Origin of the sequence: Paraclostridium dentum (assembly GCF_012922555.1) — a bacterium.
Classification (GTDB): domain Bacteria; phylum Bacillota; class Clostridia; order Peptostreptococcales; family Peptostreptococcaceae; genus Paraclostridium; species Paraclostridium dentum.
The window spans coordinates 359724-386273 of sequence record NZ_WIPK01000001.1 but is presented as its reverse complement, the minus strand read 5'-3'; the positions used below and the strand labels follow the sequence as shown (position 1 = coordinate 386273).

General features: G+C 28.9%; 27 protein-coding genes. 5 read left to right on the top strand and 22 right to left on the bottom strand.

Annotated features, from left to right (window positions below; all coding sequences use genetic code 11):
- Positions 1–9 precede the first annotated feature (9 nt).
- The 14 genes from kamC to GFJ41_RS01675 form a co-directional block, all read right to left on the bottom strand.
- Positions 10–1437, bottom strand: a complete 1428-nt coding sequence (kamC, locus tag GFJ41_RS01740) for a lysine 5,6-aminomutase reactivase ATPase KamC (RefSeq protein WP_500048744.1) — start codon at positions 1435–1437, stop codon at positions 10–12.
- A 45-nt stretch (positions 1438–1482) separates the two neighbouring features.
- Positions 1483–2502 carry a lysine 5,6-aminomutase reactivase subunit KamB gene (gene kamB / locus GFJ41_RS01735; protein WP_170074447.1) on the bottom strand — a complete coding sequence of 340 codons (1020 nt, stop codon included), beginning with the start codon at positions 2500–2502 and terminating at the stop codon, positions 1483–1485.
- A 110-nt stretch (positions 2503–2612) separates the two neighbouring features.
- Positions 2613–3863, bottom strand: coding sequence for a lysine 2,3-aminomutase (kamA, locus tag GFJ41_RS01730; protein ID WP_081949286.1), 1251 nt, complete (start codon positions 3861–3863; stop codon positions 2613–2615).
- Positions 3864–3881: 18 nt separating this feature from the next.
- Entirely contained in the window at positions 3882–4913 is a 1032-nt protein-coding gene (gene kdd, locus GFJ41_RS01725; protein WP_035117798.1) for an L-erythro-3,5-diaminohexanoate dehydrogenase, read from the bottom strand.
- Between the two features lie 16 nt (positions 4914–4929).
- The gene (locus GFJ41_RS01720) at positions 4930–5589 is read right to left on the bottom strand and encodes a 3-oxoacid CoA-transferase subunit B (protein WP_170074446.1); all 660 of its coding nucleotides are present in this window, start codon (positions 5587–5589) and stop codon (positions 4930–4932) included.
- Positions 5590–6243 carry a 3-oxoacid CoA-transferase subunit A gene (locus GFJ41_RS01715; RefSeq protein ID WP_170074445.1) on the bottom strand — a complete coding sequence of 218 codons (654 nt, stop codon included), beginning with the start codon at positions 6241–6243 and terminating at the stop codon, positions 5590–5592.
- A 21-nt stretch (positions 6244–6264) separates the two neighbouring features.
- A complete protein-coding gene (kce, locus tag GFJ41_RS01710) occupies positions 6265–7110 on the bottom strand; it encodes a 3-keto-5-aminohexanoate cleavage enzyme (protein ID WP_170074444.1) in 846 nt (281 codons plus the stop codon).
- Between the two features lie 23 nt (positions 7111–7133).
- On the bottom strand, positions 7134–7514 hold the full coding sequence (gene kal / locus GFJ41_RS01705; protein ID WP_035117789.1) for a 3-aminobutyryl-CoA ammonia lyase: 381 nt from the start codon (positions 7512–7514) through the stop codon (positions 7134–7136).
- A 77-nt stretch (positions 7515–7591) separates the two neighbouring features.
- A complete protein-coding gene (locus tag GFJ41_RS01700; protein ID WP_332841105.1) occupies positions 7592–8566 on the bottom strand; it encodes an electron transfer flavoprotein subunit alpha/FixB family protein in 975 nt (324 codons plus the stop codon).
- Between the two features lie 55 nt (positions 8567–8621).
- Complete coding sequence (locus tag GFJ41_RS01695) at positions 8622–9419, bottom strand: electron transfer flavoprotein subunit beta/FixA family protein (protein ID WP_035117785.1); 798 nt, start codon at positions 9417–9419, stop codon at positions 8622–8624.
- A gap of 27 nt (positions 9420–9446) precedes the next feature.
- Positions 9447–10571, bottom strand: coding sequence for an acyl-CoA dehydrogenase (locus GFJ41_RS01690; protein WP_170074442.1), 1125 nt, complete (start codon positions 10569–10571; stop codon positions 9447–9449).
- A gap of 110 nt (positions 10572–10681) precedes the next feature.
- The gene (locus tag GFJ41_RS01685) at positions 10682–11890 is read right to left on the bottom strand and encodes an acetyl-CoA C-acetyltransferase (protein WP_035117782.1); all 1209 of its coding nucleotides are present in this window, start codon (positions 11888–11890) and stop codon (positions 10682–10684) included.
- Between the two features lie 228 nt (positions 11891–12118).
- Entirely contained in the window at positions 12119–13030 is a 912-nt protein-coding gene (locus tag GFJ41_RS01680) for a LysR family transcriptional regulator (RefSeq protein WP_170074441.1), read from the bottom strand.
- 238 nt (positions 13031–13268) lie between these two features.
- Complete coding sequence (locus GFJ41_RS01675; protein ID WP_226883764.1) at positions 13269–13706, bottom strand: DMT family transporter; 438 nt, start codon at positions 13704–13706, stop codon at positions 13269–13271.
- A gap of 130 nt (positions 13707–13836) precedes the next feature.
- On the opposite strand from GFJ41_RS01675, the gene GFJ41_RS01670 reads away from it, so the two are divergent.
- Positions 13837–14379, top strand: a complete 543-nt coding sequence (locus GFJ41_RS01670; RefSeq protein ID WP_170074440.1) for a DUF308 domain-containing protein — start codon at positions 13837–13839, stop codon at positions 14377–14379.
- A gap of 125 nt (positions 14380–14504) precedes the next feature.
- Positions 14505–15449 (top strand): tRNA modification radical SAM protein MnmL/YtqA, encoded by a 945-nt coding sequence (gene mnmL, locus GFJ41_RS01665; protein WP_021432555.1) that lies wholly within the window; start codon positions 14505–14507, stop codon positions 15447–15449.
- Positions 15450–15483: 34 nt separating this feature from the next.
- On the opposite strand, the gene GFJ41_RS01660 is transcribed toward mnmL, so the two are convergent.
- A complete protein-coding gene (locus tag GFJ41_RS01660) occupies positions 15484–16431 on the bottom strand; it encodes a DMT family transporter (RefSeq protein WP_021429163.1) in 948 nt (315 codons plus the stop codon).
- Between the two features lie 285 nt (positions 16432–16716).
- On the opposite strand from GFJ41_RS01660, the gene GFJ41_RS01655 reads away from it, so the two are divergent.
- Positions 16717–18057: a sigma-54 interaction domain-containing protein gene (locus tag GFJ41_RS01655; RefSeq protein WP_170074439.1), complete on the top strand. Its 1341-nt coding sequence runs from the start codon at positions 16717–16719 to the stop codon at positions 18055–18057.
- A gap of 72 nt (positions 18058–18129) precedes the next feature.
- Here GFJ41_RS01655 and GFJ41_RS01650 read toward each other — a convergent pair whose 3' ends face one another.
- From GFJ41_RS01650 to GFJ41_RS01640, 3 genes are read right to left on the bottom strand one after another with little or no spacing between them, the layout of a single operon-like run.
- A complete protein-coding gene (locus GFJ41_RS01650; RefSeq protein ID WP_170074438.1) occupies positions 18130–18696 on the bottom strand; it encodes a DJ-1 family glyoxalase III in 567 nt (188 codons plus the stop codon).
- 9 nt (positions 18697–18705) lie between these two features.
- Positions 18706–19494 carry an HAD family hydrolase gene (locus GFJ41_RS01645; protein ID WP_021429024.1) on the bottom strand — a complete coding sequence of 263 codons (789 nt, stop codon included), beginning with the start codon at positions 19492–19494 and terminating at the stop codon, positions 18706–18708.
- 13 nt (positions 19495–19507) lie between these two features.
- Positions 19508–20740: a competence/damage-inducible protein A gene (locus tag GFJ41_RS01640; protein WP_170074877.1), complete on the bottom strand. Its 1233-nt coding sequence runs from the start codon at positions 20738–20740 to the stop codon at positions 19508–19510.
- A 191-nt stretch (positions 20741–20931) separates the two neighbouring features.
- On the opposite strand from GFJ41_RS01640, the gene GFJ41_RS01635 reads away from it, so the two are divergent.
- Positions 20932–22080, top strand: a complete 1149-nt coding sequence (locus tag GFJ41_RS01635; protein ID WP_170074437.1) for an AraC family transcriptional regulator — start codon at positions 20932–20934, stop codon at positions 22078–22080.
- Between the two features lie 26 nt (positions 22081–22106).
- On the opposite strand, the gene GFJ41_RS01630 is transcribed toward GFJ41_RS01635, so the two are convergent.
- Genes GFJ41_RS01630 through GFJ41_RS01615 form a run of 4 tightly spaced genes read right to left on the bottom strand, consistent with a single transcriptional unit; the run spans position 22107 to position 26109 of the window.
- Positions 22107–23081 carry an N-acetylglucosamine kinase gene (locus tag GFJ41_RS01630; protein ID WP_170074436.1) on the bottom strand — a complete coding sequence of 325 codons (975 nt, stop codon included), beginning with the start codon at positions 23079–23081 and terminating at the stop codon, positions 22107–22109.
- Between the two features lie 23 nt (positions 23082–23104).
- Positions 23105–24043, bottom strand: coding sequence for a 1-phosphofructokinase (gene pfkB, locus GFJ41_RS01625; protein ID WP_170074435.1), 939 nt, complete (start codon positions 24041–24043; stop codon positions 23105–23107).
- Positions 24021–24896, bottom strand: a complete 876-nt coding sequence (gatY, locus tag GFJ41_RS01620) for a tagatose-bisphosphate aldolase subunit GatY (protein ID WP_170074434.1) — start codon at positions 24894–24896, stop codon at positions 24021–24023. Before gatY ends, pfkB begins: the two co-directional genes overlap by 23 nt.
- Before the next feature lie 19 nt (positions 24897–24915).
- Entirely contained in the window at positions 24916–26109 is a 1194-nt protein-coding gene (locus GFJ41_RS01615; protein ID WP_170074433.1) for an SIS domain-containing protein, read from the bottom strand.
- Between the two features lie 177 nt (positions 26110–26286).
- Between GFJ41_RS01615 and GFJ41_RS01610 the strand changes: the two genes are divergently transcribed.
- On the top strand, positions 26287–26475 hold the full coding sequence (locus GFJ41_RS01610; RefSeq protein WP_170074432.1) for a hypothetical protein: 189 nt from the start codon (positions 26287–26289) through the stop codon (positions 26473–26475).
- Positions 26476–26550 lie beyond the last annotated feature (75 nt).

Sequence of the window (26550 nt, the reverse complement as noted above, 5' to 3'; positions counted from 1 at the left end):
CTTGGCTTCCTATTTACTTAATTTATTTGCTATATTAATTATTTCATTATCAAGCCCTAATAACTTACATATATTTATAGCATCTTTTGGAACTTTAGTTTCTTTGCTTACTTTTTCCATTCTATAGTCCATATACTCTTGAAGTATTTTTACTCCATTTGAACTTTTATCTGTACCTATCTTTAGATTTATTTGACGTTTTAAACCTTCAAAGTTTACATTTCTAAGTCCTATTACCTGATAATAGTCAACATCGCTAATATTTATATCATCTAAGTGAGTAGATATTAAGCTTATTGAATTATACTGTTTAAAATATTCACATATTGATTTTAAAAGTAATCTCCCTTCTATTGGATTAGTTCCTCTTGCAAATTCATCTAATGCTATGAATCCATCTCTTAACTTAATGAGCTTTGTTATTTCCTTTAATTTTATTATCTCTGCTCCAAAGGTACTTAAACCTTTGTTTATATCTTGCATATCATCACTTACTAAATATATAAAGTCTAATATGCATAAGTTAGCTTCTTTAGCAAATATAAAAAATCCACATTGAAATAAATATAAATTAAGTGCTATAGTTTTCATACTTACACTTTTTCCACCCATGTTAGCTCCACTTATTATGGTTATTTTCTTGTCAAGCTCTATACTTATTGGTATATATTTCTTTCCTTGTAAATCTAAAATTCTTTGAAGATTTGGATTTACTAGATCTTTAAAATAGATTTTATTTTCTTCATTTATACTTGGTTTTATAGCATTATATTTTATTGCTAAATCAGCTTTTGCAATAAGCAAATCCAATTTTCCTATATTAGTTGTATTTTCTTTTACATCTATTAAATAATTGTATAGCTCTTCAGTTAAAGCTTTCCTTATTTTTAGGACTTCTTTATCTTCTTGAATAACTATCTCAAGTCTTTTCTTTTTTAACTTTTCTATGTTTTCTATATCTGTTGAACTAAATATTTCTTTTTCTACGTTAAGTTTATTTTGCCTTATAAGTAATAACTGTTTACTATAAGCTTCATATATTCGAAAGGTTGTTAGCTTCAAGTTGTCTGGGTCTAATAGTTTTACAACTTTACCTAAACTTTTAAAATTTATATAATCTACATTTAAATTCAACTTTGAATAGTATTCCATTATTTTATTAACGTTTATAGCAAAATTTTTTATTTCAAATAACTCTATTTCATCTAATATATTTTTATTTTCTAGCCTTACAATTGTATTTTTAATATTCTTTACTTTACAGAATTCATATTGTATATTCTCATACACAGCTTTGTTTTTTTTAAAGCTATTAATCATATCTTCAACATAGCTCAGTTCTTTTATTAACTTAAGCTTATTTTCTTTTCTATATATCTTGATACTACCTTTTTCTATTTCTCCATATGGTGTAATCGTATTTACTTCGTTCGTTATAAATGATTTAATATTATCACCTTCTTGTTCCTAAAAGATTATTTTTTAAAAACTCATTACATTAAATACTTTTATATCAGTCTTACTTTGTATAGTATCTATAAAATATTTTTCATCAAAGCTATAACCTTCTATCGAAGTTGGGTTTATACTTACCCCTATCAGGTTTACTTTATTTATTGCTCTAATGTTTCCTTTAAGCTTTATAAACTTTTCAAATACATCTTTTTCTAAAAATATTTTCGTACTGTCCTCAACTAATATAGTTATGTTTTTGTAATCTTTACCACTTCTTAGCATTGTGTTTATAAAATCATCAGTAACTATTCCATTAAAAACTATATACTTAGTATTCCTATCTATATTGTCTATGATTTCTTTTGAAGAGCTTAAAGTTGTATTAATATCTAAGCTTTTATATGTATAGTCATTGTTTACTAAGCTAACCTTTTTACCCTTTATATTTTCATAAACTTCATAAAATTTATTATCATTAACTTTATCAAGATTTAAAATATTAGCTTCATATACAATTTTTTCTATAGCCTTATTTATATCCTTATTTATTACAGCTCCACTACAAAATATAGTTGATTCTGTTATTGATGGTGAGCCTAGTGTTTTTCTAGATAAAGCTCCATCCACTATACTCAAATCTGCTCCATAATGCTTTAGCCTATCACATACATATTTTATCTGAGTATTTATAGATGGACCTGCAAGTTCTATATATCCATCGCTTAAAGATTTAAATATAACTATATTTCCTAGGGGTGTTGTTATATTTGTTATTTCTAGAATTTCTTTTGTTATATCACTTCCTAAAACTAAACTACTGGCTGTGGCTATTATTGTATTTCTATTTACATATATTCTAGGTTTATAAGTATTAGTAACTGAATCTACACCTTCTCCATCTACTCCAATCGATGTAATTCCAAGTATTACGTTTTCGCTTATACATTCTTTAAGTATGTAATTTAAGGTCGTAGTTTTTCCAACATTCTTATAGTTACCTATAATAGACATACTTTTATACCTTAATATTTCGCTTAATTTATTCATAGTTTATTCCTTATAAATTTAATATAATTTCAATAAGCCATGCATACTTTTATTAGCAAAAGATATTATAGCTTTATTCTATAATATCTTTTGCCTTATAGTTTTTTATATTAAACTAATTGAGCACATAACTCTCTTTTCTTTCTTTCTAGTTCACTTGGTTCAAGTATCATTCTTTCATTATTTAAAAGTCCAGCTACGCCTACCTTATGACCTTCTTTCTCTCCTATACAAACTTCGCATTGGCACGTATAGCTGTAATTCTTTGGCTCTGAGTATGTTGTTATAACACCTTCAAAGTTTCTAAGTATTACTTTATCATGACTTTGAGATATTACATAGTTTGGCATAACTGGCGTTTTCCCACCACCACCTGGTGCATCTACAACAAATGTTGGTACACAGTATCCTGATGTATGCCCTCTTAATCCTTCTATTATTTCTATACCTTTAGAAACAGGAGTTCTAAAGTGCTCAATACCGTTAGATAAGTCACATTGATAAATGTAATATGGTCTAACTCTTATTTTTACTAAATCGTTAACTAATTTTTTCATAACATGCATACAGTCATTTACTCCACGTAGTAAAACACTCTGGTTTCCTAAAGGTATACCTACATCCGCCATTTTTTTACAAGCTTCCATTGACTCTGGTGTTATTTCATTTGGGTGATTAAAGTGAGTATTTAACCATATTGGATGATATTTTTTAAGCATATTTACTAAATCATCAGTTATTCTCTGAGGCATAACCACCGGAACTCTACTTCCTATTCTTATTATTTCAACGTGTGGTATTTCTCTTAATTTACTTATTATGTACTCTAATCTTTCGTCACTCATTAAAAGTGCATCTCCACCTGATAATAATACATCTCTTATAACTGGTGTACTTCTTATATATTCTATAGCTTTATCTATTCTATCTACTGGTTGAGCTCCATCATTTTGGCCTGCAAACCTTCTTCTTGTACAGTGCCTACAGTACATTGCACATTGGTCAGTGATTAATAGTAATGCTCTATCTGGGTATCTATGAGTGAGACCTGGTACTGGTGAATCTCCATCTTCATGAAGTGGGTCATCTAAGTCAGCATCAGAAACTTTAAGTTCCAATGATACTGGTATTGATTGCTTTCTTATCGGATCATCTGGATTTGACGGATCAATTAAAGATAAATAGTATGGAGTTATACTCATTCTTAAAGTTTTAAGACATTCTTGAACTCCTTGTTCTTCACTTTCTGTAAGTGGTACGTATTTTTTAAGTTCTTCAACAGTTGTTATTCTATTTTTAACTTGCCAATTCCAGTCATTCCATAATTCATTGTCAATTTCTGTAAATATTTTTCTATCCATTATTATTTATCCCCCTAATTATACATATAATTTTTTGAATATATTTTTTAAATTTTCACTTTCTCTTAATGCAGTTAATGTAACATCCGCATGCCCCTTAGTGTATCCATTTCCTATTATCATATCTACATCTTTACCCACACCTTCAGCTCCAAGTGCTGCTTTTGTAAATGTAGTTGCCATTGAGAAGAAATATACTACTCCTTTATCTCTAACTGGCAATATTGTACTCATTTCTGTATTAGGAACATTTACACAGTTTATAGCTAAATCTACTTCTTTCCCATTGTTTACTTCTAATACTTTATTTAAAACTGCATTAGGATTTTTAGCATCGACTATTATTGCTTCATCAACAAGATTATTTTCTTTTATAAATTCTGCGTCTTTACTGTTTATTACAAGCCCTATTACTTTACCAGCCTTACCTGCTTTTTTTCTAGCTTCATAACAGCATAGCATTCCAGACTTTCCAGCAGCCCCTAGTATTAAAACACTATTACCTTCCTTAACTAACTTTTGAGTTTGAGCAGGTGCTCCTGCTACATCTAAGGCAGCTAGTGCTAATGTTTCTTCCATATCCGTTGGTAATTTTGCGTATATACCACTTTCAAATAATATCGCTTTCCCCTTTATTTCAACTCTATCTATATCTGGCTTTATATCTACTATTTCTTCTATTTTTAATGGTGTTAATGATAAAGAAACAAGTGTAGCTACCTTATCCCCTACTTTTAAATCTATGTTCCCTTCTAAATCAGAGCCTATCTTTTCTATAGTTCCTATTAACATTCCTCCAGAACCTGTTACTGGATTTTGCATTTTACCTTTTTCTTCTACTATTTCTAGTATTCTTGCTTTTATTTTTTCTATATCCTGATTACAATCTTCTTCTATTTGAGTAAAACTTGCTGAATCTATATTTAAAGCTTGAACATCTATTAATATTTCATTATCATATATATTCATATCATTGTTTATTTTTTTAGCCGGTTGAGGTAGAACGTTTTCCCCTATTACTCTATGTGTCCCATACTTACATCCTCTCATCTTTATATCCCCTTTGTTATATTGTTTGTGGTTCTCTATATACTAAATCATCTGATATGATTAAGTCTGCCTCAGTCATTTCTATTAACTCTTCAACAGTTACTTCTTCACTGATCTCTGTTACAAGTAATCCATTTTCAGTTACTTTCATAACAGCAAGTTCAGTTACTATCATATCAACTACATGCTTTGCAGTTAATGGAAGAGTACAGTTTTTAAGTATTTTAGACTTTCCTTTTGCAGTATGTAGCATTGCAACTATTACCTTCTTCGCTCCAACTACTAAATCCATAGCTCCTCCCATACCAGGAACCATCTTCCCAGGAACTATCCAGTTAGCTAAGTTTCCATTTTGATCTACCTCTAAGGCTCCTAGTACTGTTACATCAACGTGCCCTCCTCTAATTAATCCAAAAGACATTGCTGTATCAAAGAAAGCTCCATCATAATTTATAGTTACATATTGTCCGCCTGCATTAGTTATATCTAAATCTATTTCATCTTCATCTGCAACTTTTCCCATTCCAACCATTCCGTTTTCTGATTGAAAAGTTACATTTATTCCATCCTCAATATAATTTGCAGTTAAAGTTGGAAGTCCTATTCCGAGATTTATTAATTGCCCATTTTCAAACTCTTTTGCAACTCTTCTTGCTATAATTTCTTTAGGATTCATTTAATTAGCCTCCTTTACAATGTAATCCACTACTACACCTGGAGTCATAATCATTTCCTTATTAATTTCGCCAGTTTTTATAAATTCTTCTGCTTCAACAATTACAATATCACTTGCCATTGCCATCATTGGATTAAAGTTTTTAGTAGTTCCTTTGTACACTGTGTTACCAAATTCATCTACTATACTACCCTTAACAAGTGCTACATCCGCTCTTAATGGGTATTCTAGCAAGTACTCTTTATTATTTATACTTATTTTTTCTTTATTTTCCTCTACTAATGTTCCTACTCCAGTTGGAGTTAATATTCCACCTAAACCAAACCCTCCTGCTCTTACTCTTTCTATAAGAGTTCCTTGTGGAGATAATTCTACTTCAAGCTTACCTTCATTCATTAACTTACCAGTTTCTGCATTAGTTCCAATATGTGAAGCTATGACTTTCTTTACTTGATTATTTACTATTAATCTTCCTATTCCTCTATCAACAAAGGAAGTGTCATTTCCTATTATAGTTAAATTCTTAACATCTGATTCTATAAGTGAATCTATAAGTTTCTCTCCGGTACCACACCCTAAAAATCCGCCTATCATAATAGTCATATCGTTTTTAAAGATGTCTTTTAATTTTTCTAAAGATATAACCTTACTCATATTTTTTCCCCCTAATATATTTTAAGCTTCTTGTTCTGTTAATATCTTAGCTTCTAAGCCTAATATCTCACGAGCTTCTTTTGGTGTAGCTACTTGTCTTCCTAATGCTCTAATGATATCTACAGCTTTTTGAACTAATTCTCCATTAGATTTAGCCTTTATTCCTTTTTCCATATAAACATTATCCTCAAATCCTACTCGGATATGCCCTCCCATTAACACACTTAGTGCTATCATGTCAAACTGGCATCTTCCTACACCACTTACAGTGAAGGTAGCATTACTTGGTATACTTTCTCTCATAAACATTAAATCTCTATATGTTCCACTTATACCACCATTAACTCCCATTACAAAGTTAAAATGCATATTATCATTTATGAAGCCTCTTTTATTAAGTCTTAAAGCCATGTCTATCATACCTTTATCAAACACTTCTATTTCTGGCTTAACACTTAGATCTATCATTTTTTTTCCAAATTCCTTTATAGTATCTTCCGTGTTAACAAAGATATCATCTCCACCAAAGTTACAAGTACCACAATCTAGTGTTGCCATTTCTGGATATAAGTTTACAGGTTGTATTCTTTCTTCATTGCTCATCCCAACTGCTCCTCCAGTTGAAGGTTGAACAATTGCATCTTCACACACCTTTTTTATTGCATCTATACATTCTTTAAATCTATTTATATCTTGAGTTGGAGTCCCATCATCATTTCTTACATGAAGATGTATTATACTAGCTCCAGCATCATAAGCAGCTTTTGCTTCTATTGCTACTTCTTCTACAGTGTATGGGACATTTTCATTGTGTTCTTTTGTTACCTCTGCACCACATATAGCTGCTGTAATTATTACTTTTTCCAAATTAACCGCCTCCCCCTTTTAAACTAGTATCTTTGCTTGTCTTTAGGTACTACACAAGTTCCACTTGCCTTACAAACTATCATTGCTTCTTCTAAAACATCAGCTGCTGAATCACTTATATCAAATCTTGGTACTATAACTTTTCTAGCTTCAAATACCATTTTTCTTGAACTATTTCCTATATTCACTATTTCTCCAACAGCTTCGATATAATCTCCTGCATATACTGGTGCTAAAAATTCAACACTATCATATGCTTTGAATAATCCTTCATCTCCATCATTTTGAATAAGTAACTCAGTAGCTACATCTCCAAACAATTGAAGCATCTTAGCTCCATCTACTAAATTTCCACCATAATGTGCATCATGGCTTCCCATTCTAATTCTTATCATTGCTTTCATGTGAAATCCCCCTAATAAATATATATTAGCTAATTGGTATAGATTTTTGCCTATACCAATTAGTTAAAATCTTTTTGTTATGCTAACTCTTGTATTAAGTTTTTAATTACTTTGTTAACATCTCCTACTAAAGAAAGGTCTGCTACTTCAAATATTGCTGCATCACTATTATTATTTATAGCAATTATATATTCAGACTCTTCCATACCAGCTAAATGTTGTATTGCTCCTGATATACCACAAGCAATATATACATCTGGTCTTACTGTCTTACCGGTTTGACCTACTTGTCGAGATTTATCAATCCATCCTGCATCAACTACAGCACGAGAAGCACTTACTTCAGCTCCTAATAAATCTGCTAATTCATATAAAGCATCCATATTTTCTTTGCATCCAATTCCTCTACCTGCTGATATGAGAATCTTTGCATCTTCTATGTTAACCTTTTTTACGTTTTCTTTAACATATTTTAATACTTGTACATTTTTGTAGTCCTCTAAAAACTTAGCATCTATCTTTTCTACATTTCCTGTTCTATTTATATCTTTTTCTAATTTTTTCATAACACCAGGTCTTACAGTACTCATTTGTGGTCTATGATTTGGACATATTATTGTAGCCATTATATTCCCGCCAAATGCTGGTCTCGTCATTAATAACCCTTGATTTTCATCATCTATTTCAAGTGATGTACAGTCTGCAGTAAGTCCTGTTTCTATAGTAGCACTTACTCTTGGAGCTAAATCTCTACCTATTGTAGTTGCTCCTACTAAAACTATATCTGGATTTTTTTTATTTATTACTTCTGTAAGGGCTTTAGTATATGTACTAGTTAAGTATACATCTAAATTTTCATCTTCAACGTAAACTACTTCATCTGCTCCATATTCTATAAGTTCTTCACTTAATTTTTTTATATTATGGCCTAATAATACAGCACTTAATTTATTATTTATCTTATCAGCTAACTCTCTACCTTTTCCTAATAATTCCAAAGAAACATTTTGTATTTCTCCTCTTCTTTGTTCAACAAAAACCATTACACTCATCGTTTTTCCTCCCATTAATAACTATTGCCTTAGTAATTCTTTGTCAAATCATTTTTTAAGCTTTTGCTTCAGTTAATATAAATTTTTCTTTTAAAGAGTTTACAATTAATATTGCTGCTTCTTTTTCACCTACATCATGAAGTGTTCCTTTAGCCTTAACCCCTTTAGTAAAAGACTTCTTAACTTTAGTTGGTGAACCTTTTAATCCTATTTCTTCTGTATTAACTTCTATATCCTTTAATCCCCAAGTTTCTATATTATCTTCTGACATACAGTCATATATTCTAGATACTTTCATGTATCTTGGACTATTCATTTCTTTTAAAGTAGTTATAAGTACTGGCATCTTAGCCCTTATAACTTGGTATCCATCTTCAAATGCCCTGTCTACTGTTATGCTATCCCCTTCAATTTCCATTTTTTCAACATATGTTATTGATGGTATATCAAGATGATTTGCAATTTGAGGACCAACTTGCGCAGTGTCTCCATCTATCGCTTGTCTTCCTGCTATTATTAAATCATACTCGATATTTTTTATAGCACCTGCTATTGTTTTTGAAGTTGCAAGTGTATCAGCTCCAGCAAATGCCCTATCTGTAAGAAGTATAGCTCTATCGACACCCATTGCTAAAGCTTCTTTTAGTGCATTTTTAGCTTGAGGAGGTCCCATTGTTAATACAGTTATAGTAGCTCCCATTTGCTCTTTTATCTTTATTGCTTCTTCTATACCTGCTTTATCATCAGGATTTATTATACTTGGAATTCCATCTCTTATTAATGTCCCAGTTTTAGGATCTAACTTTACTTCTGTTGTGTCTGGCACTTGCTTTATACAAACTAATATATTCATGTTTTTCCTCCCAAATTTCTTTCAAGGCTATTTAAGTAAGTTGGCACTTATCACCATTTTTTGAACTTCACTTGTTCCTTCATATATCTCAGTTATTTTTGCATCTCTCATCATTCTTTCAACTTCATATTCACGCGTATATCCATATCCACCATGAAGTTGAACTGCTTTAGTAGTAACCTCCATTGCAACTTCTGCAGCGTAAAGTTTTGCCATTGCAGCTTCTAAACCGTATGATTTGCCTAAATCCTTTTTAGTTGCAGCATTATATACTAAATGTCTTGCAGCTTCAATCTTAGTTTTCATATCAGCTAACTCAAATTGAGTGTTTTGGAATGCGGCTATACTTTTGCCAAACTGTTTTCTTTCTTTAACATAGCCAACAGTAACATCTAATGCTCCTTGAGCTATCCCAAGAGCTTGTGCTGCTATTCCTATACGACCACCATCTAGTGTCTTCATAGCTATTTTAAAACCTTGACCTTCTTTTCCTAATATATTTTCTTTAGGTATTCTACAATTTTCAAATATTAACTCACAAGTTGCAGAACCCCTTATTCCTAATTTTTTTTCTTTTTTTCCTATAGAGAAACCTTGAGTTCCTTTTTCAACTATGAATGCTGATATTCCACGAGTTCCTTTAGATTTATCAGTCATAGCCATTACTACATATATATCAGCTGGGCCTGCATTAGTTATAAATACCTTTGTACCATTTAATACATATTCATCTCCATCTAATATAGCTGTAGTTTGTTGTCCTGCCGCATCTGTGCCTGCATTAGGCTCAGTTAAACCAAATGCACCTAATTTTTCACCTTTTGCTAGAGGAGCTAAGAATTTTTCTTTTTGCTCTTTTGTACCAAACTCAAATATTGGACTTCCACATAATGAAGTATGAGCTGAAACTATTACCCCTGTAGTTCCGCATGCTTTAGATAATTCTTCAACAGCTATTGCGTAACCTAAATAGTCTCCGCCTTCTCCACCATACTCTTTAGGGAATGGTATCCCTAAGAATCCATATTTACCCATTTTTTCAACAGTTTCATATGGAAACTTTTCTTCCTCATCTATTTCATGAGCTATAGGAGCTACCTCATTTTCTGTAAACTCACTATACATTTGTTTTAATAATTCATACTTTTCCATTAAAAATATCCCCTCTTTTCTAAAAATGATTAGCTTTTTATAATTAAACTAGTTACTCAACATACATCTTTAATAATATTTTAACAATTCATTTTAAATATATGTGTTTCCTATATTATTAATTTAACTATTACACAAGTTCCCATTCCCCCTCCTATACAAAGAGATGCTAACCCATGTTTTAATTTTCTCTTTTTCATTTCATGTAAAAGTGTCGTTATTATTCTAGCTCCAGATGCACCTAATGGATGACCTATTGCTATTGCTCCACCATTAACATTTGTTCTTTCTTCAAACCAATCATCATCCACACCATAGTTTTCTTTTAACTCTTCGATTACTCCAAGAGATTGAGCTGCGAAAGCTTCATTTAATTCAACTAAATCTATTTCTTCTAATTTCATATTAGCTCTTTCTAATGCATCTTTAACTGCTGGTACAGGTCCAAGTCCCATAACTGATGGATCTACTCCACCTTGACCTACTGCTACTAACTCAGCTATTGGTTTTAATCCATATTCCTTAACTGCCTTTTCAGATGCTACAAGCACTATACTAGCTCCATCATTTATACCAGATGCATTTCCTGCTGTCACAGTCCCGTCTTTTTTAAATGCTGGCCTTAATTTTGAAATTGCTTCTAAGCTTGTATTTCTATTTGGATATTCATCAGTATCTACTATTACTGAACCTTTTCTTGTTTTTACTTCTATTGGAACTATTTCATCCACAAATCTTCCGTTATCTATTGCATTTATTGCTTTTTGTTGAGATTTAAAAGCAAATTCATCTTGCATACATCTTGTTATACTATACTTTTGAGCTATATTTTCAGCAGTTATTCCCATGTGGTAATTGTTAAATGCATCAGTTAGACCATCTGCTACTAAACTATCTTTAAGGTTCATACCACCCATTTTGCTACCCGTTCTTATTATAGTTTCCGTTACATATGGAACTTGAGACATCACTTCTACTCCACCTGCTACTATTAAGTCTCCATTTCCTGATTTTATTTGTGAGTATGCGGTCATAACTGTTTTCATACCACTTCCACATATTATATTTACTGAATAAGCTGGAACTTCATATGGTATATTAGCATATATTGAGGCTTGCCTTGCTATACCTTGTCCTTGACCTGCTGGCAATACATTCCCTAGTATTACTTCATCTACGTTACTTGCATTTACGTTATTGGTTTCTATTACTGATTTAATTACTTGACCAGCAAGTTGTGCTGGTGCTACTGTAGATAATCCCCCTAAAAACTTACCAATTGGACTTCTTTTTGCATCTACTATATATACTTTAGACATTCTTTTTCCCCCTATTTTTTAAATCTTTGAAACTTGTATTTATCCCAATTTTATATCCTTTTTTTAAGTTTTCTCTTTAAGATAAGTATATATAGGTAAAGCTTTATTGTAAAATTCCAAAAAACTATGTGTTCATAACTTTTAGTTATGATCTCTATTTATTGCCTTTATAAAAAAATACTTTTAATCATTTAATTAAAAGCATTCAATATTTTATCCTATTTGTGATTAATTATCTTCTTCGTGATTGCCGTACTCTTTTCTTATATGATCTGTTGCGTATTCTGCAAATAACTTTAGTGTTTTAGACATATATTTATTCTTTTTAACTATAAAACCAATATTCCACTTTATTTCAGGTTTAGAGATAGGTATCATATTTACTCCATTCATTTTGTATCGTTGAACTATTAGTTTTGGCATTATTGATATTCCCTCATTCAAAGCTACCATCTCTAAAATAAAATCCCATTGTGAGATTTTCATTACTATGTTAGGTTCAAATCCTGAAGCTTCGCAGGCATTTATTGTTTTATTGTACATCATAAAGTTTTCATTAAATACAATGAATCTTTCATCTTTTAGTTCTTTAACATCAATGCTTTTTCTATTAGATAACGGATGATCTTTGCTTATAACTAACACTACATCCCCACTTACTATCTCTGATGCTATTATACTGTCTTCTTCTACTGGAAATATTACTGCTCCAAGCTCTATACTTTCATCTACTACTTTGTATTTTATATTATTTGCGCCTTCTTCTACTATATGTATATCTATGTCGGGGTATTCTTGTTTAAATTTAGCTACGACAGATGTAAAGTACACGCTGCCTATAACTGGTGGTATGCCTAGTGTTAACGTTTTCCCAAAATTTGTTATACTATCTTGGAGTTTGAATAGCTCTGTATTTATAATATCAATTGATTTTTTTGAATTTTCATAAAATATTTCACCTTCATAGGTTAATTTAAAGTTTTTTGTATATCTTTCTATTAGTTGTGTTTGTACTACTTTTTCTAAGTTTTTTATTGCCTTACTAAGAGCAGGTTGTGATATATATAAATTATTTGCAGCTTTAGTGAAGTTTTTTTCTTTTACTACCTCTAAGAAGTATATTATTTCTTTTATATTCATATTCTGCTAACCTCCTTTTTTTATTTTTTATACACTTATTAGTATTTAATTATATATATCTAGGGTTATATAAGAGGTGTCTATGATATTATACTAACACAAAAACTCTTATAGTCTGAAAAAAACACAGGAATTGATAAAATCACAAGTATAATTTTGTCTTAATCGACCTTATTTTCAATTGTATTTTAGAACAATTGTAGTCAGATATCTAAATATGTATAATAATTAAATAGATTTAACTTACTATGAAAAATGTTCCTATAAATAGTAAAATTGCACCTACATATTTATATAAATACATAGTTTGCTCTTTAAGAACAACCACATCTATAAAAAATCCTATCAGAATTTGTGAAACTACTATTATAGTTAATGTGCTTGAAAGCCCTATTCCATCCATTGCCTTAACTGTAAAATAAATTATACATCCTCCAAATATACCCCCAAGTAGTAATTTAGGACTTATAGACTCTGTTGCTAAAAAAGTTTTAATTTCCCCAGTTAAAATCATGTTTATTAAAAAAAATACTGAACCTACTACTAAACTTATAAAAGTTGCTGTAACTGCTGATGTACTTTTCCCTAACTCTCCATTTATAAAAGCCTCCAGAGCTGTGGATCCTCCTGCTAGTATTGCAAATATTATAGATACTAATTTTATCAATTGGCTCACTCCTTTACATAATAAAATCTTATGATACAAGCATTTTTAAAATTACTTTAAATAGAAATTTAAAAGAAAGTATTTTATAGTTACTTTTTTTTTGTTATAATTTTTTTAATGATTTAAAGAGGTGATATAAATGAATATAAATTTTAACTTTAATAATTTTAATCAAAAAGAAAATGCAAATAATTTTATAATGATGGGAATTTTACTTTTACTTATTGGAACTCTTTCCCTTTTATTTAAAAATTTAGGCATTAAAGTATTATCATTTGGCTTAGGAGCAGTTTGTTTGTTTTTAGCATACTTAAATCTAAAAACTATAAACGAACTTAAAAGATATGAGTCTAAAGAAACTCTAAAGCCTTATAAAAACAGAGAAATTATTCTTATACTTGTTGCGCTATTATTTTTTATTTTCCCTCAACAAATACAAGGATTCTTTTCATCTATACTTGGTGCATATCTTTTAGTAACACAAATTATTGCTTTTTTTAATAGCAGAAAAAATCCTTATATAAAGTTTAATGGTTTTAATGGTTTTTTATTAATATGTGGATTAATACTAATCCTTTCACCTTTATTCTTATCAGGATTTATAGCTACATTTTTATCTTTAATTTTCGTTTTAATCGGGTTCCAACTTTTATCAACTGGAACTAAGTTAAAAAAACTATAAAAAATAGTACCTTAAATTAAGGTACTATTTTTTATAGTTAAATTAATCCTTGGTTTGTATAAGATTGTTTTTTATGTTAATATTGTATAAGTAAATTTAATACAAACAAAGAAAAGGTGATTAATTTGACAAATTTTAAATATGCCTTTGATAATAAAAGGTATCATACATGGAATTATTACCTTAGAAGCAATTTTGGAGAAAAAGTTTTTAAGGTATCTATAAATGCAGGTTTTTCTTGCCCCAATATAGATGGAACTGTTGCTTATGGTGGATGTACTTACTGTAGTAAACAAGGTTCTGGAGATTTTGCAGGAAATCCTAACGATAATTTAATAAAGCAGTTTGAAGATATAAAAGAGATGATGCATAAAAAATGGCATAACGCAAAATACATTGGATATTTCCAAGCTTTTACTAACACTCATGCTCCAGTAAGTGTATTAAAAGAAAAATATGAAACTATATTAAATTTAGATGATGTAATAGGACTTTCAATTTCTACTAGACCAGATTGTTTACCAGACGATGTTTTAGAATATTTATCTGAACTTAATAAAAAAACAAACTTATGGGTTGAACTAGGACTTCAAACAATTCATGATGAAACATCTAAAATTATAAACAGAGGTCATGATTATAATACGTTTTTAGAAGGTGTTGAAAAGTTAAAAAAGCATAATATAAAAACAGTTGTTCATATCATAAATGGATTACCTGGAGAAGACTATAATATGATGATGGAAACAGCTAAAGCAGTTGCTGATCTTGGTGTTCATGGAATAAAGATACACTTACTTCATGTTTTAAAAGAAACACCTATGGAAAACATGTTAAAAAAAGGTATGTTTAACTTAATGGAGAAAGATGATTATATAAACTTAGTGTGTGACCAGTTAGAAATTATTCCTCCTGAAATGGTAGTTCATAGACTTACTGGAGACGGTAAAAGAGATGAAATAGTAGGCCCTATGTGGAGTCTTAAAAAGTGGGAAGTTCTAAATGCTATAGATGATACTATGAGAGAAAGAAATTCGTATCAAGGAATTAAATACTGTAATAAAAAATAAGCTATCTAATTAGATAGCTTATTTTTTATTACAGTTAATTTGCTGTATGAAGTTTTATTTTATTTCCTGAGCTAATATTATCATTATCTTCTTCAAATTTATTGTTAGGTTTTTTAATTGATATAATTGCAGAAACAACCATAAATAAAACCCCTATAGCTTTCACTATAGAAAAGTTTTCTCCAAGCAATGTCCAACCTATTATTACAGATACTATAAGCTCTGCAGATGCTAATATTCCAGCTATTGATAAATCAATACCTGTTGAAATTCCATTTAAATAAAATATATATGCACCAGCTGCAGGTATTATCCCTAATCCTAATATAGTAAACACAGTACCTATATTATTTGCATATGAAATAATTTGTATAGGATTGGCTAAAGGTATCATTAATATAGACCCGATTAGAAATCCATATATCAACAGGGTTATCCCTTCACATTCTTTTAATGCACCTTTACTTATTATGGACATACATGCATATGTTATAGCTGACATTATACCTAGTAAAATACCTTGTGTACTAAGTTGACCTAAATCTAAACTTCCTCCTGTTACTGCTAGTATAGATCCACAAAAACAAATACATAGTGACATAACTTTAGACTTATTAAGTCTTTCTTTAAAAATTGCCATTGATAGCATTGCTAAAAACAATGGAGATGTGTATAGAAGTACTGCAGATGCCGAAACTCCAATAGAATCTATAGCATTAAAATAGCATATATTAAACCCAGCCTGGCTTATTATACCTACAAGAATACAATACATTAATCCTTTTCTATTTATCTTAAGTGCATTTGGCATTTTTACACAACTATAAATAAATAATATCAAAAACCCTAAAAATAATCTTAAAAATGCAACTTGTTCTGGAGTTAGCCCTAAGTTTAATAATGAATTTGCAAATAATCCAATAGTAGCCCATAAAACTCCTGCTGTTACAACAAATATATACCCTTTACTTCTTTGTTCCATAAAAAAACCTCCTATCTATACTACTATTACGATTATTTTAGCAATTTCTATGCCAAATCACTCCAAGCTTTTTCTAATTGAAATCACTTACTTTGGAAACATTTTCTAATTGTATATAAGTCAAATCAAACTCATTTCTGTTTTTTATATAAGTTAAAATAGACTTGTAATATTAAAATCCATTAAGTATTCATTTATAATAAGTTGATTTTGACTTATATATATACTATAATTAAGGAGTTTTAAATACATAGTTTATAATTTACTATTTCGGGGGATATATTAATGCAATACACTAAAGATTTTTTTGAAAGAATAGTAGAATCTTCTCATGATGAAATTTTTGTATGTGATAAAGATGGGTATATGATTTATTGTAATAAAGCATTCGAATCTAACTACGGTATAGATAGAGATGATATGATAGGAAAAACAGCAATGTTTTTAAATGAAGCTGGGTACTCTAATCAAACCCCTATTCCTTCTGTTGTTAAACATAAGAAAAAAGTTTCTATGGAACAGAAAACTATAACTGGAAAAACACTTATAATAACCGCAACACCTGTTTTCGATGAAAATGGTGATATAGAATTTATAGTAGAAAATTCTAGGGATATAAGCGAATTAAATAGTATCAAAGAAAAAATAAAATTATATAAAAATACAATAAGTTCATTTAATAAATCTCAGTCATTAATTTATAATGATACTACTATAAAAGGATCCAGTATGAAATCAATTTTAGAAATAGCAAAAAATGTTGCTAAAACAAATGTAAATGTATTATTACTTGGTGAATCAGGATGTGGTAAAACTACACTTGCTAAACACATACATTTAAATAGTAAAAGAGCTGGAAAACCATTTATAACAATAAATTGTTCAACTATTTCTCCAAATCTTCTTGAATCTGAATTATTTGGTTACGAAGGTGGTGCATTCACTGGAGCTAATTCAAAGGGTAAAATAGGACTAGTTGAGTTAGCAAATGAAGGGACTTTATTTCTTGATGAAATTGGCGATATCCCCAAAGAACTTCAATCAAAATTTTTACAACTTATTCAAGACAAAACATTTACTTCAGTTGGAGGAGTAAAAACTAAAAAAGTAGACATACGCTTTATTTCTGCAACTAATGTTGATTTAATAAATTCTGTAAATCAAAAAAAATTTAGAGAGGATTTATATTATAGAATAAACGTAGTAGAACTAAAAATTCCACCTCTTCGAGATCGTAAAGAAGATTTATTAGAACTTATTTTTCACTTTTTCAAAAAATACTCAAATATTTTCAATCTAGATAAACGTATGTCTACAGAAGTTATAAACGTACTTTTGAACTACAATTACCCTGGAAATATGAGAGAACTTGAAAATATAATTCAAAATATTTTAGTTACTTCAAGCTCAGACTACATTGAATTACACCACTTACCAAAATCAGTTCTTCACCACGTAGATTTTGTAAAAGATGAAGAAAATAATTCATTAGATAATTTAATGGAAAATTATGAGAAGCTTTTAATTTGTAAATACTATAAAAACAATCCAAGTTCATATAAGTTAGCTAAAGCATTAAACATATCTCAATCTAAAGCAAGTAGACTTATACGAAAATATTTATAAATATAAAAAAAATGATAAATATATAAGCTAAGCTTATATATTTATCATTTAATAGTTTTTAATTAATAATTTTTATTTAAATTCGTTATAAAAGTTTACTAACATACCTTCTTTTATTTCTTCATATTCTTTTTTATATCCAAGTTTCTTCAGTATTGCTAATGAAAATTCTATAGCTGTTGCTGGTCCTCTACTAGTTATTATATTTCCATCCTCTACAACTATTTGATTTTCTATATAGTTTATATTACTCTTATCTTTTATAAATCCTGGATATGATGTGCATTTTTTCCCATTTAATATATTAAAACTTTCTAGTGCTTCTGGAGCTGCACATATAGCAGCTATAATTTTCCCATCATTATTAAACTTTTGTACTATTTCTCTAACTTTTTCACTATCTCTTAGATTATATGCTCCTGGAAGTCCTCCTGGTAATACAACTCCATCATACTCATTTATGTTTATATCGTTTATATTTACATCTGATTTAACTTCTATATTATGAGTACCTTTTACATATTCAGTACCAAGACTTCCCATATGACAAATCACTTGAGCTCTTCTTAATACATTAACTACACTTAAGGCCTCTATTTCTTCAAATCCATTTGCTAATAAAACTAATACTTTCTTCATAACTTCCTCCTATGAATTTAAATCTTCATTGATTTCTTTTATTTTTCTAATTGCATCTTCTACAGAACTAGCAGTATAATTTGCACTTTCTTTAACTTCTTTTCTTGAATTTTTCATTGCAAAACTATATTTAGTAGTTTTAAGCATACTTATATCATTTGGAGAGTCTCCTATAGTTGCTACTTCATCTAAACTAACTCCTAAAACTTTGCATACATTTTTTATAGCTGCATGTTTTGAAACACCTTTAGGAACTAAATTTAAAGTATATTCAGATGAAAAATATATGTCTAAAACATCATTGAATTCTTCAATTAAAAAAGATTCTAATCTATATAGTTCATCTACATCTTTAGATACTATACCTATATTACCTACAAGGTCATTGTAGGTATTTTTATTTGCAAATTCTTTGTCTACTAAATATTCATCTGAATAAATCTTGAAACAATCATTTTCTTCTAGTAGTACTACTTTTCCATTGTACTTAAAGTATAATGTTGCGTTATCTGATTCATATAAAGCAATCACTTTTTTTACTATATTATCATCTATTGTTCCTTTAAAAACTAAATTTTTATTGCAATCATATATATATGATCCATTTTCACATATATAATATCCATTCATATCAATATCATCTTGAGTCATCTTTACAGCTTGAGAAAAAATTCTTCCAGTAGCTATATTAAATGTAACTCCTTGTTTTTCTATATTATTTATAGCATTTGCATCTTCTTTAGATATTCCATTGTGATATAATGTTCCATCTAAATCACAAAATATATATTTTATCATTAGCTTACTCCTTTTACTTTATAAGTTCTGTTCTAACTAAGTTTAGTGCTTCGCTTGTCGCTCTAGATCTTATTTTTTCTCTACTTCCAGCTAGATTACATTTTTTAACTTTAATTTCTCCATTTATATAAAGTCCTATGTAAACTAACCCAACCGGTTTTTCATCAGTTCCGCCTCCAGGACCTGCTATTCCAGTTGTAGATACCCCAATATTAGCACCTAAAGACTTAGCAACTCCCATAGCCATCTCAATAGCTGTTTCTTCACTTACTGCTCCAAATTTATCTAAAGTATCTTTTTTAACCCCTAGCCTTTTCATTTTAGCTTCATTGGAATAAGTAACACATCCTTCTAAGAAACTTTGAGAAATTCCAGGATAGTTTATTAGTTTTGATGAAACCATTCCTCCTGTACATGATTCACTTACAGCTATAGTCATATTCTTTTCAACCAATAATTTTGCTACTTCTTCCTCTAAAGTAGTATCATCATAACCATATATGTAATTTCCTACCCTATTATTGATTTCATCTTCTACATTTTTTATTAGTTTATTTGCTTTTTCAGTATTTTCAGCTTTTGCAGTTATTCTAATAGTTACTTCACCCTCTTTAGCATAAGGTGCAATAGTAGGATTTTTTTGATTATTTATCATATCTATTAACTTGTCTTCTAATGAAGATTCACCTATTCCAAAGAATCTTAATGTTTTTGATACAAGTTTATAATCAGTTAAACATAATAAGTGTTTCTTTAACTCATTATTGAACATAGGTATCATTTCTTTTGGGGGTCCTGGTAATAGTATTATCATTTTATTATCTTTTTTTAATATTGCTCCTGGAGCCGTTCCATTAGGATTATTTAATATAGTGCAGTCTTTTGGAAAATATGCTTGCTTTTTATTATTCTCAGTTAAATCTAACCCTAACTTGTTAAAATAAGATTTAATATCTTTCCAAATATCCATATATAAAACCAATTCTTGACCAAAACACTTAGATGCTACTTCTTTAGTCATATCATCTTTCGTTGGGCCCAGACCTCCAGTGGTAATTATTATGTCACTTCTTTTTAAACCTTCATTTAAAGACTCCATAAGTCTTGTTTCATTATCTCCAACTGTGCCTTGATGATATACATCTATCCCAATATTTGCTAATTCCTTTGCTAAAAACTGAGAATTTGTATTTACGATATCACCTAATAAAATTTCTGTTCCTACAGTTATAATTTCAGCTCTCATTTCATCACCTTTTTCCTTAATATATTTATACCCTAATATTACCATATTTAAATTAGTATTGCTTTCTACTTTTTTAGCTTATTCACATTCATATCTAATTTAGATATACAAAATATTTTAATCCTATAATTATAGTATTTAGTATTTAACATTCATATAATATATATTATATCCTATAATTGGAGGTTGTTATGTTTGATAAAATCACATCTCCTAAGTTTAAATTTTTTGGAGAAGTAATAAATACTTATAATGAAATTGATAACTCTTATCTTCATAGTTTTACAAATAAGAGTATTAGTGATTTAAAAGTTTTAACAAACGATGAGGTTTTTATAAAAATTTTATCTGGCGTTGTTATGATTTTAGTGTCATTTGATTCTTCTAGCTTAAACTCGTTTATAGTTAATAGACCTATAATGTTAAAAAAAGGACTTCATTTCAACTTTATATCGATATCAGATAAGTCTTCAATATATATATCAAAACCTTCATATAAATTTAATTCAATACCTTTAACACACGATTACGTATACTCTTCTATATCCCCTTCATTACATATAAAAGAAATTTATACCAAATTTTATCAAGAAAAAGGTTGTAGTTATATCTTCAAAGGAGAATCACATCCTTATTGGGAACTTACTTATGTAGATAAGGGAGTATTAAATACAGATATAGATAAAAACGCTTATACTCTAAAGCAAGGTGATTTGATATTTTATGCACCTCTTCAATTTCATAACCAGTATACAATAGAAGAAAATACGTGTTCATATCTAACCATAAATTTTAATATGGATTTTAATGATTATGAGTTTCTATGCAATAAAGTATTTACATTAAACCGCGATTCACATCATATTATTCAAAACCTTATTAATGAGTTATCAAATCAAGATATATATTCTGATGACCTATCACTTTGTTACTTAAAGCAACTTATTATAAATACTTTAAGATTTAAAAACTTACAAGGCCAGCACAAACCAACTACACATATGCAACAATCTTATGAAGACGATCAGTTAAATAATATTTTAAAATATATTGATAAAAACATTAATAAAAAAATAAACATAAGTACATTATGTAATGAATTTTGTATAAGTAGTACAACCTTACATTCTCTATTTAAAAAAAATACAAATAAAACAGTTAACAATTATATAAACGATATAAAACTAAAGAAAAGTAAAGAACTTATAAAAAGTTCTAGTTATACATTTAGTCAAATTTCTGAGTTATTAGGTTTTTCTTCCATTCATTATTTTTCCCGTAAATTTAAATCTCATTTTGGAATATCCCCCACTGAATATTCCAAATCTATATATAAGTAAAGGAAGGTAAAATTACCTTCCTTATTTTATGAAAAACTATATTCAGTTTTATTAATCATATTATTTAAAACTTCATTACTTACATGATTATTTTTTATTTTATAAGCTAGTAAACACGCTCCCATATCTGGTTCCAATATAGGTTTTATAAGCTTTACATTATATCCGCTTAAATTATTTTTTATCGGGTTAATAATTAAGTCTCCACTTTTAAATACTCCACCTGAATAAGATATAGTTATTTCATCTTCAAATTCCAATTCATTTATTATCATCTTTACTAATAAACTAAGCTCATATCCAGCTAAATTAAATATATCTAATGCATTTTCATCATTTAATTTAGCACTTTCAAAACATATTTTAGAAAACTGTGCAATTTGAGTTCTATCTTTATTTATTTTATTTAAAACATAGTCAATTATTGCAAAATCATCATCTATATCTAAATATTCCCTAACCTTTTCATAAATCAAACCTCTATTTAGTCTTTTATCAGCTTCTTTTGAAAATACTTCGATAGTTTTTTTTCCTATCCAATGTGCAGATCCTTCATCGCCTACATAATCTCCCCATCCACCACATCTTATTGTATTTCCATATAAATCTTTTCCAAGTGCAATCGAGCCCGTTCCACTAACTATGTTTATTCCAGGTTTACCTGCTAGAGAACCTTCAAACCCAGCTTCTACATCATTTCCAATTCTAAAGTCAATTTTATTAAATACTCGTTCACATATACAATTTATTTTTTTTACAACATTTTTAACTTCTCCATATCCAGGAATACCAAGAAAAACACTATCTATTTTATCAATATCTGCATTTGATTTTTCTATAATTTTACATAATCCTTCGTTCAATATATCTTCTAATCCATCAAATCCTACTTGCTCATAATGAGTCGTTTTCGTTGTATATTGTGTAATTTTTTCCCCCATATTATTTATCATGGTAAATGTAGTTTTTGTACCTCCACCGTCTACCCCTATATAATACATATACGCCCTCCTATATTGGTAGATTAAGTTTTTTTAACATATTCATTTACTTCAATTTCATCTATAAATTTATTAATATCATCTAAATTTATAGATCCTGTAGATATGTTCATTGCATTTGACATTCCACATGCATTTGCTAATTTCAAAGTATTTTCTAAATCATAACCTTTAGCTATTCCTAAAGCAAAACCAGCTATACTAGAATCTCCACTTCCAACAGGGTTTACAACCTCTATTTTAGGTATTTCAACTTTATATATATAATCTTTATTTATAAATACCATTCCATCTTTTCCCATTGATACACATATATTTTTTACTCCACTTGAAAGCATACTTTCTGCTACACTTATAATATCCTCTATACTTTTTATTTTTACTCCACTTAAACTTTCTAATTCATCAATGTTAGGTTTTATAAGATATGGACTTGAGTTCATCCCTAACCTAAGACTCTCTCCACTACTATCTAAGATAAACTTTATATTCCTTTGATTGCATATTTCTCCAATTTTAAAATAATAATCTATTGGCAAGCCCTTTGCTAAGCTACCTGATGCAACTAAAACATGTGTATCTTTTAAAACTTCTTCTAAGTCTTTTTCAAATCTATTAATTTCTTCTTTACTTATATTTGGACCTTTTTCTAACACCTCTGTACTTACATTGTTTGAATCCATTATATTTAAACAAATTCTAGTCTCTTCTTGTATAGGTGTAAATTTGTTTTCTATTCCTATATCTTTTAATTTAGATTTTATATATTCACCATTAAATCCACCTAAAAACCCTATACAATTAACATCTTCTCCTAGCTTCCTTAGAACTTTTGCTACATTTAACCCTTTTCCGCCTGCAGTTGGGTTAACTAACTCAGCTCTTTGAACAGAACCAATTTCAAATTTATCTAATTTATATAATCTATCTATAGATGGATTAAATGTTATAACTGATATCATGTGCTTTATTCTCGCTCTTACACATCTTTATTTTTTCAACTACAACATCATACATAGCATTCTTTGCAGGCACTAGATATTGTCTTGGATCAGATGCATTAGGATTTTCATTAAAATATTCTTTTATAGCATTTGAAAAAGGTATTTTAAGTTCTGTTGCTATATTTACTTTACATATACCTTTTTCAATTGATTTTTGAACTGATTCATAAGGTACTCCAGACGCACCATGAAGAACTAATGGTACCTTAACCATATTTTTAATTTTTTCTAATCTATTAAAGTCTAATTTAGGTTCACTTTTATAAAGTCCATGAGCTGTTCCAATTGCAACTGCTAGTGAATCAACTCCTGTGATTTTTACAAATTCATACGCTTCTTTTGGATCTGTTAAAAATGCATCCTTTTCATCTACATTTAAATCATCCTCTATTCCACCTAGCTTTCCTAGTTCAGCTTCTACAGTAGCTCCATATAAATGAGCGAATTCAACTACATCTTTTACAATTTCTATATTCTTTCTAAACTCGTGCTTCGATGCATCTATCATAACTGATTTGCAACCAAGCTTTATTATTCTTTTTATGTCTTCTACATTTTCATGATGATCTAGATGAAATGTTAATGGTATATTGTTTAGCTCACTTGCTTTTTCAATTATAGCTAAAAGGTAGTTCTCATCTGCATACTTTACAGTTGATGGAGTCGCAGCTAAAATAACTGGTGATTTCAAGTTTCTAGCTGCATCTAAAACAACTTGTATTGTCTCTAAATTGTGTATATTAAAAGCCGGAACTGCGTATCCCTCTTTTTGAGCTTTTATTAAAATTTCTTTAGTTGATAACAAACTCATATTCCTTTCCCCCCTATTTTTATTTATTTAAATCATGTAGTATAACCCCTTGTACTACTCTGTTTACCTCTCCTGTTGGACATGGATTATCTGGTGTAATTCCTAACTCTTTAGATTTTAAAAATGATAATATCTGACCAAATATTATTTGTTGTAATGGAAGTAAGGCTTCATTTTCTATGTTGTAATCAATATTTTCTATATTAAATACATAATCAGCTTTGTCTTTTAAATTTTGATTTATGTTTGAGCCTATTAATACAACTTTATCTTTTTTTCTATGCGCTAACATTTCTTTAGCCAAATCTAAATCATAAAGCCTAGTGTAATTTTCATTTGATATATAAATTACAGTTATACTTTCATCGTTTATAACGGATTTAGGCCCATGTCTAAAACCTAAAGGCGTATCATAACTTGCATTTACTTTACCAGCTGTTAGCTCTAAAACTTTCAGTGCACTCTCCCTAGCTATACCTTTACTTGTTCCAGAACCTAAATATATTATTCTTTCAAATTTTTCTTTTGCTAGTTTATCTATTGATTCTAAATTTGTTTCTATAAATTTTTCTACAGATTTTGAAAGATTTTTTATATCTTCTATAAACATTTCAATTTCTTCAATATTAAATACTCCTAAACAACTTAAAACCATAGTTGTAAAACTACTTGTCATTGCAAAGCCTAAATCATTTGTCTCTGATGGCATAAGAAGTAATAAACTTTTTTCATCATCTTTCGTATTTAATGCCAATTTACCATTTTCATTACAAGTTATTATGATTTGGTATAAATCATCTATAATTTCATTTGCTAATTTTACTGCGTGTACACTCTCTGGTGAATTACCTGATCTTGCAAATGAAACTAAAATAGTTGGTATATCTTTTATAAGGTAATTACTAGGACTTGCAACTAAGTCTGTTGTAGCTATTGCTTCCACTTTTTTGTTTAATAATTTTGTTAAATAAGGTTCGCAAGTTTCTCCTGCAAATGCAGATGTTCCAGCACCTGTTAATATAATTCTGCAATTTTTTTTACTAGTAACATCTTCAATAAATTTTTTTATATCACCCCTATTGTCATATAAATTACTTGCAGCCTCTCTCCATACTCTAGATTGCTGTGATATTTCTTTTGCAGTGTTTAATCCCTTACAAGATTCTAGTATTTCTATGTCTATCCCCAATATTTTTTTAGATACAGCTTCCAATTGTACTCCTCCTTATTATTCTTTATATTAATATTGTATTGATTTAAGTTTAATAAGTATTTGCAATTTCGTACTTACGTTTTGTACTTTTATACGTTTTTATCAATTTTTATATTTATTGAATAATTATTAATTCAATTGTCAATCCTCCTATTACAAGTTATTAGGAGGATAATTATGTTTTATTTATTAACTTCAAACAAAGCCGAAAGAAACAATGATATTTATACAGTTGGATGTGAATTGATAAAAAAAGTTGATTTAATTTTAGATTGCCAAAACCCAGGAATTTTAAATTCAATTTTTTTAGATTCAGATATAGAAAATGAAATTTATAATAACAAAGTTAAAGAACCTATTGTTTAATTCACAAAAATAAAAACTAGATTATATTTTATAATCTAGTTTTTATTTTGATTTTTTTGTTTTTATGATATGATT

Excerpts from the sequence above, each read along its gene's own strand:
- kamB (WP_170074447.1), bottom strand. The coding sequence starts at position 2,502 with ATGAATAAATTAAGCGAAATATTAAGGTATAAAAGTATGTCTATTATA.
- kamA (WP_081949286.1), bottom strand. The coding sequence starts at position 3,863 with ATGGATAGAAAAATATTTACAGAAATTGACAATGAATTATGGAATGAC.
- kdd (WP_035117798.1), bottom strand. The coding sequence starts at position 4,913 with ATGAGAGGATGTAAGTATGGGACACATAGAGTAATAGGGGAAAACGTT.
- GFJ41_RS01720 (WP_170074446.1), bottom strand. The coding sequence starts at position 5,589 with ATGAATCCTAAAGAAATTATAGCAAGAAGAGTTGCAAAAGAGTTTGAA.
- GFJ41_RS01715 (WP_170074445.1), bottom strand. The coding sequence starts at position 6,243 with ATGAGTAAGGTTATATCTTTAGAAAAATTAAAAGACATCTTTAAAAAC.
- kal (WP_035117789.1), bottom strand. The coding sequence starts at position 7,514 with ATGAAAGCAATGATAAGAATTAGAATGGGAAGCCATGATGCACATTAT.
- GFJ41_RS01700 (WP_332841105.1), bottom strand. The coding sequence starts at position 8,566 with ATGAGTGTAATGGTTTTTGTTGAACAAAGAAGAGGAGAAATACAAAAT.
- GFJ41_RS01695 (WP_035117785.1), bottom strand. The coding sequence starts at position 9,419 with ATGAATATATTAGTTTGTATAAAGCAAGTGCCAGACACAACAGAAGTA.
- GFJ41_RS01690 (WP_170074442.1), bottom strand. The coding sequence starts at position 10,571 with ATGGAAAAGTATGAATTATTAAAACAAATGTATAGTGAGTTTACAGAA.
- GFJ41_RS01685 (WP_035117782.1), bottom strand. The coding sequence starts at position 11,890 with ATGTCTAAAGTATATATAGTAGATGCAAAAAGAAGTCCAATTGGTAAG.
- GFJ41_RS01680 (WP_170074441.1), bottom strand. The coding sequence starts at position 13,030 with ATGAATATAAAAGAAATAATATACTTCTTAGAGGTAGTAAAAGAAAAA.
- GFJ41_RS01670 (WP_170074440.1), top strand. The coding sequence starts at position 13,837 with ATGAATATAAATTTTAACTTTAATAATTTTAATCAAAAAGAAAATGCA.
- GFJ41_RS01660 (WP_021429163.1), bottom strand. The coding sequence starts at position 16,431 with ATGGAACAAAGAAGTAAAGGGTATATATTTGTTGTAACAGCAGGAGTT.
- GFJ41_RS01655 (WP_170074439.1), top strand. The coding sequence starts at position 16,717 with ATGCAATACACTAAAGATTTTTTTGAAAGAATAGTAGAATCTTCTCAT.
- GFJ41_RS01650 (WP_170074438.1), bottom strand. The coding sequence starts at position 18,696 with ATGAAGAAAGTATTAGTTTTATTAGCAAATGGATTTGAAGAAATAGAG.
- GFJ41_RS01645 (WP_021429024.1), bottom strand. The coding sequence starts at position 19,494 with ATGATAAAATATATATTTTGTGATTTAGATGGAACATTATATCACAAT.
- GFJ41_RS01640 (WP_170074877.1), bottom strand. The coding sequence starts at position 20,740 with ATGAGAGCTGAAATTATAACTGTAGGAACAGAAATTTTATTAGGTGAT.
- GFJ41_RS01635 (WP_170074437.1), top strand. The coding sequence starts at position 20,932 with ATGTTTGATAAAATCACATCTCCTAAGTTTAAATTTTTTGGAGAAGTA.
- GFJ41_RS01630 (WP_170074436.1), bottom strand. The coding sequence starts at position 23,081 with ATGTATTATATAGGGGTAGACGGTGGAGGTACAAAAACTACATTTACC.
- pfkB (WP_170074435.1), bottom strand. The coding sequence starts at position 24,043 with ATGATATCAGTTATAACATTTAATCCATCTATAGATAGATTATATAAA.
- gatY (WP_170074434.1), bottom strand. The coding sequence starts at position 24,896 with ATGAGTTTGTTATCAACTAAAGAAATTTTAATAAAAGCTCAAAAAGAG.
- GFJ41_RS01610 (WP_170074432.1), top strand. The coding sequence starts at position 26,287 with ATGTTTTATTTATTAACTTCAAACAAAGCCGAAAGAAACAATGATATT.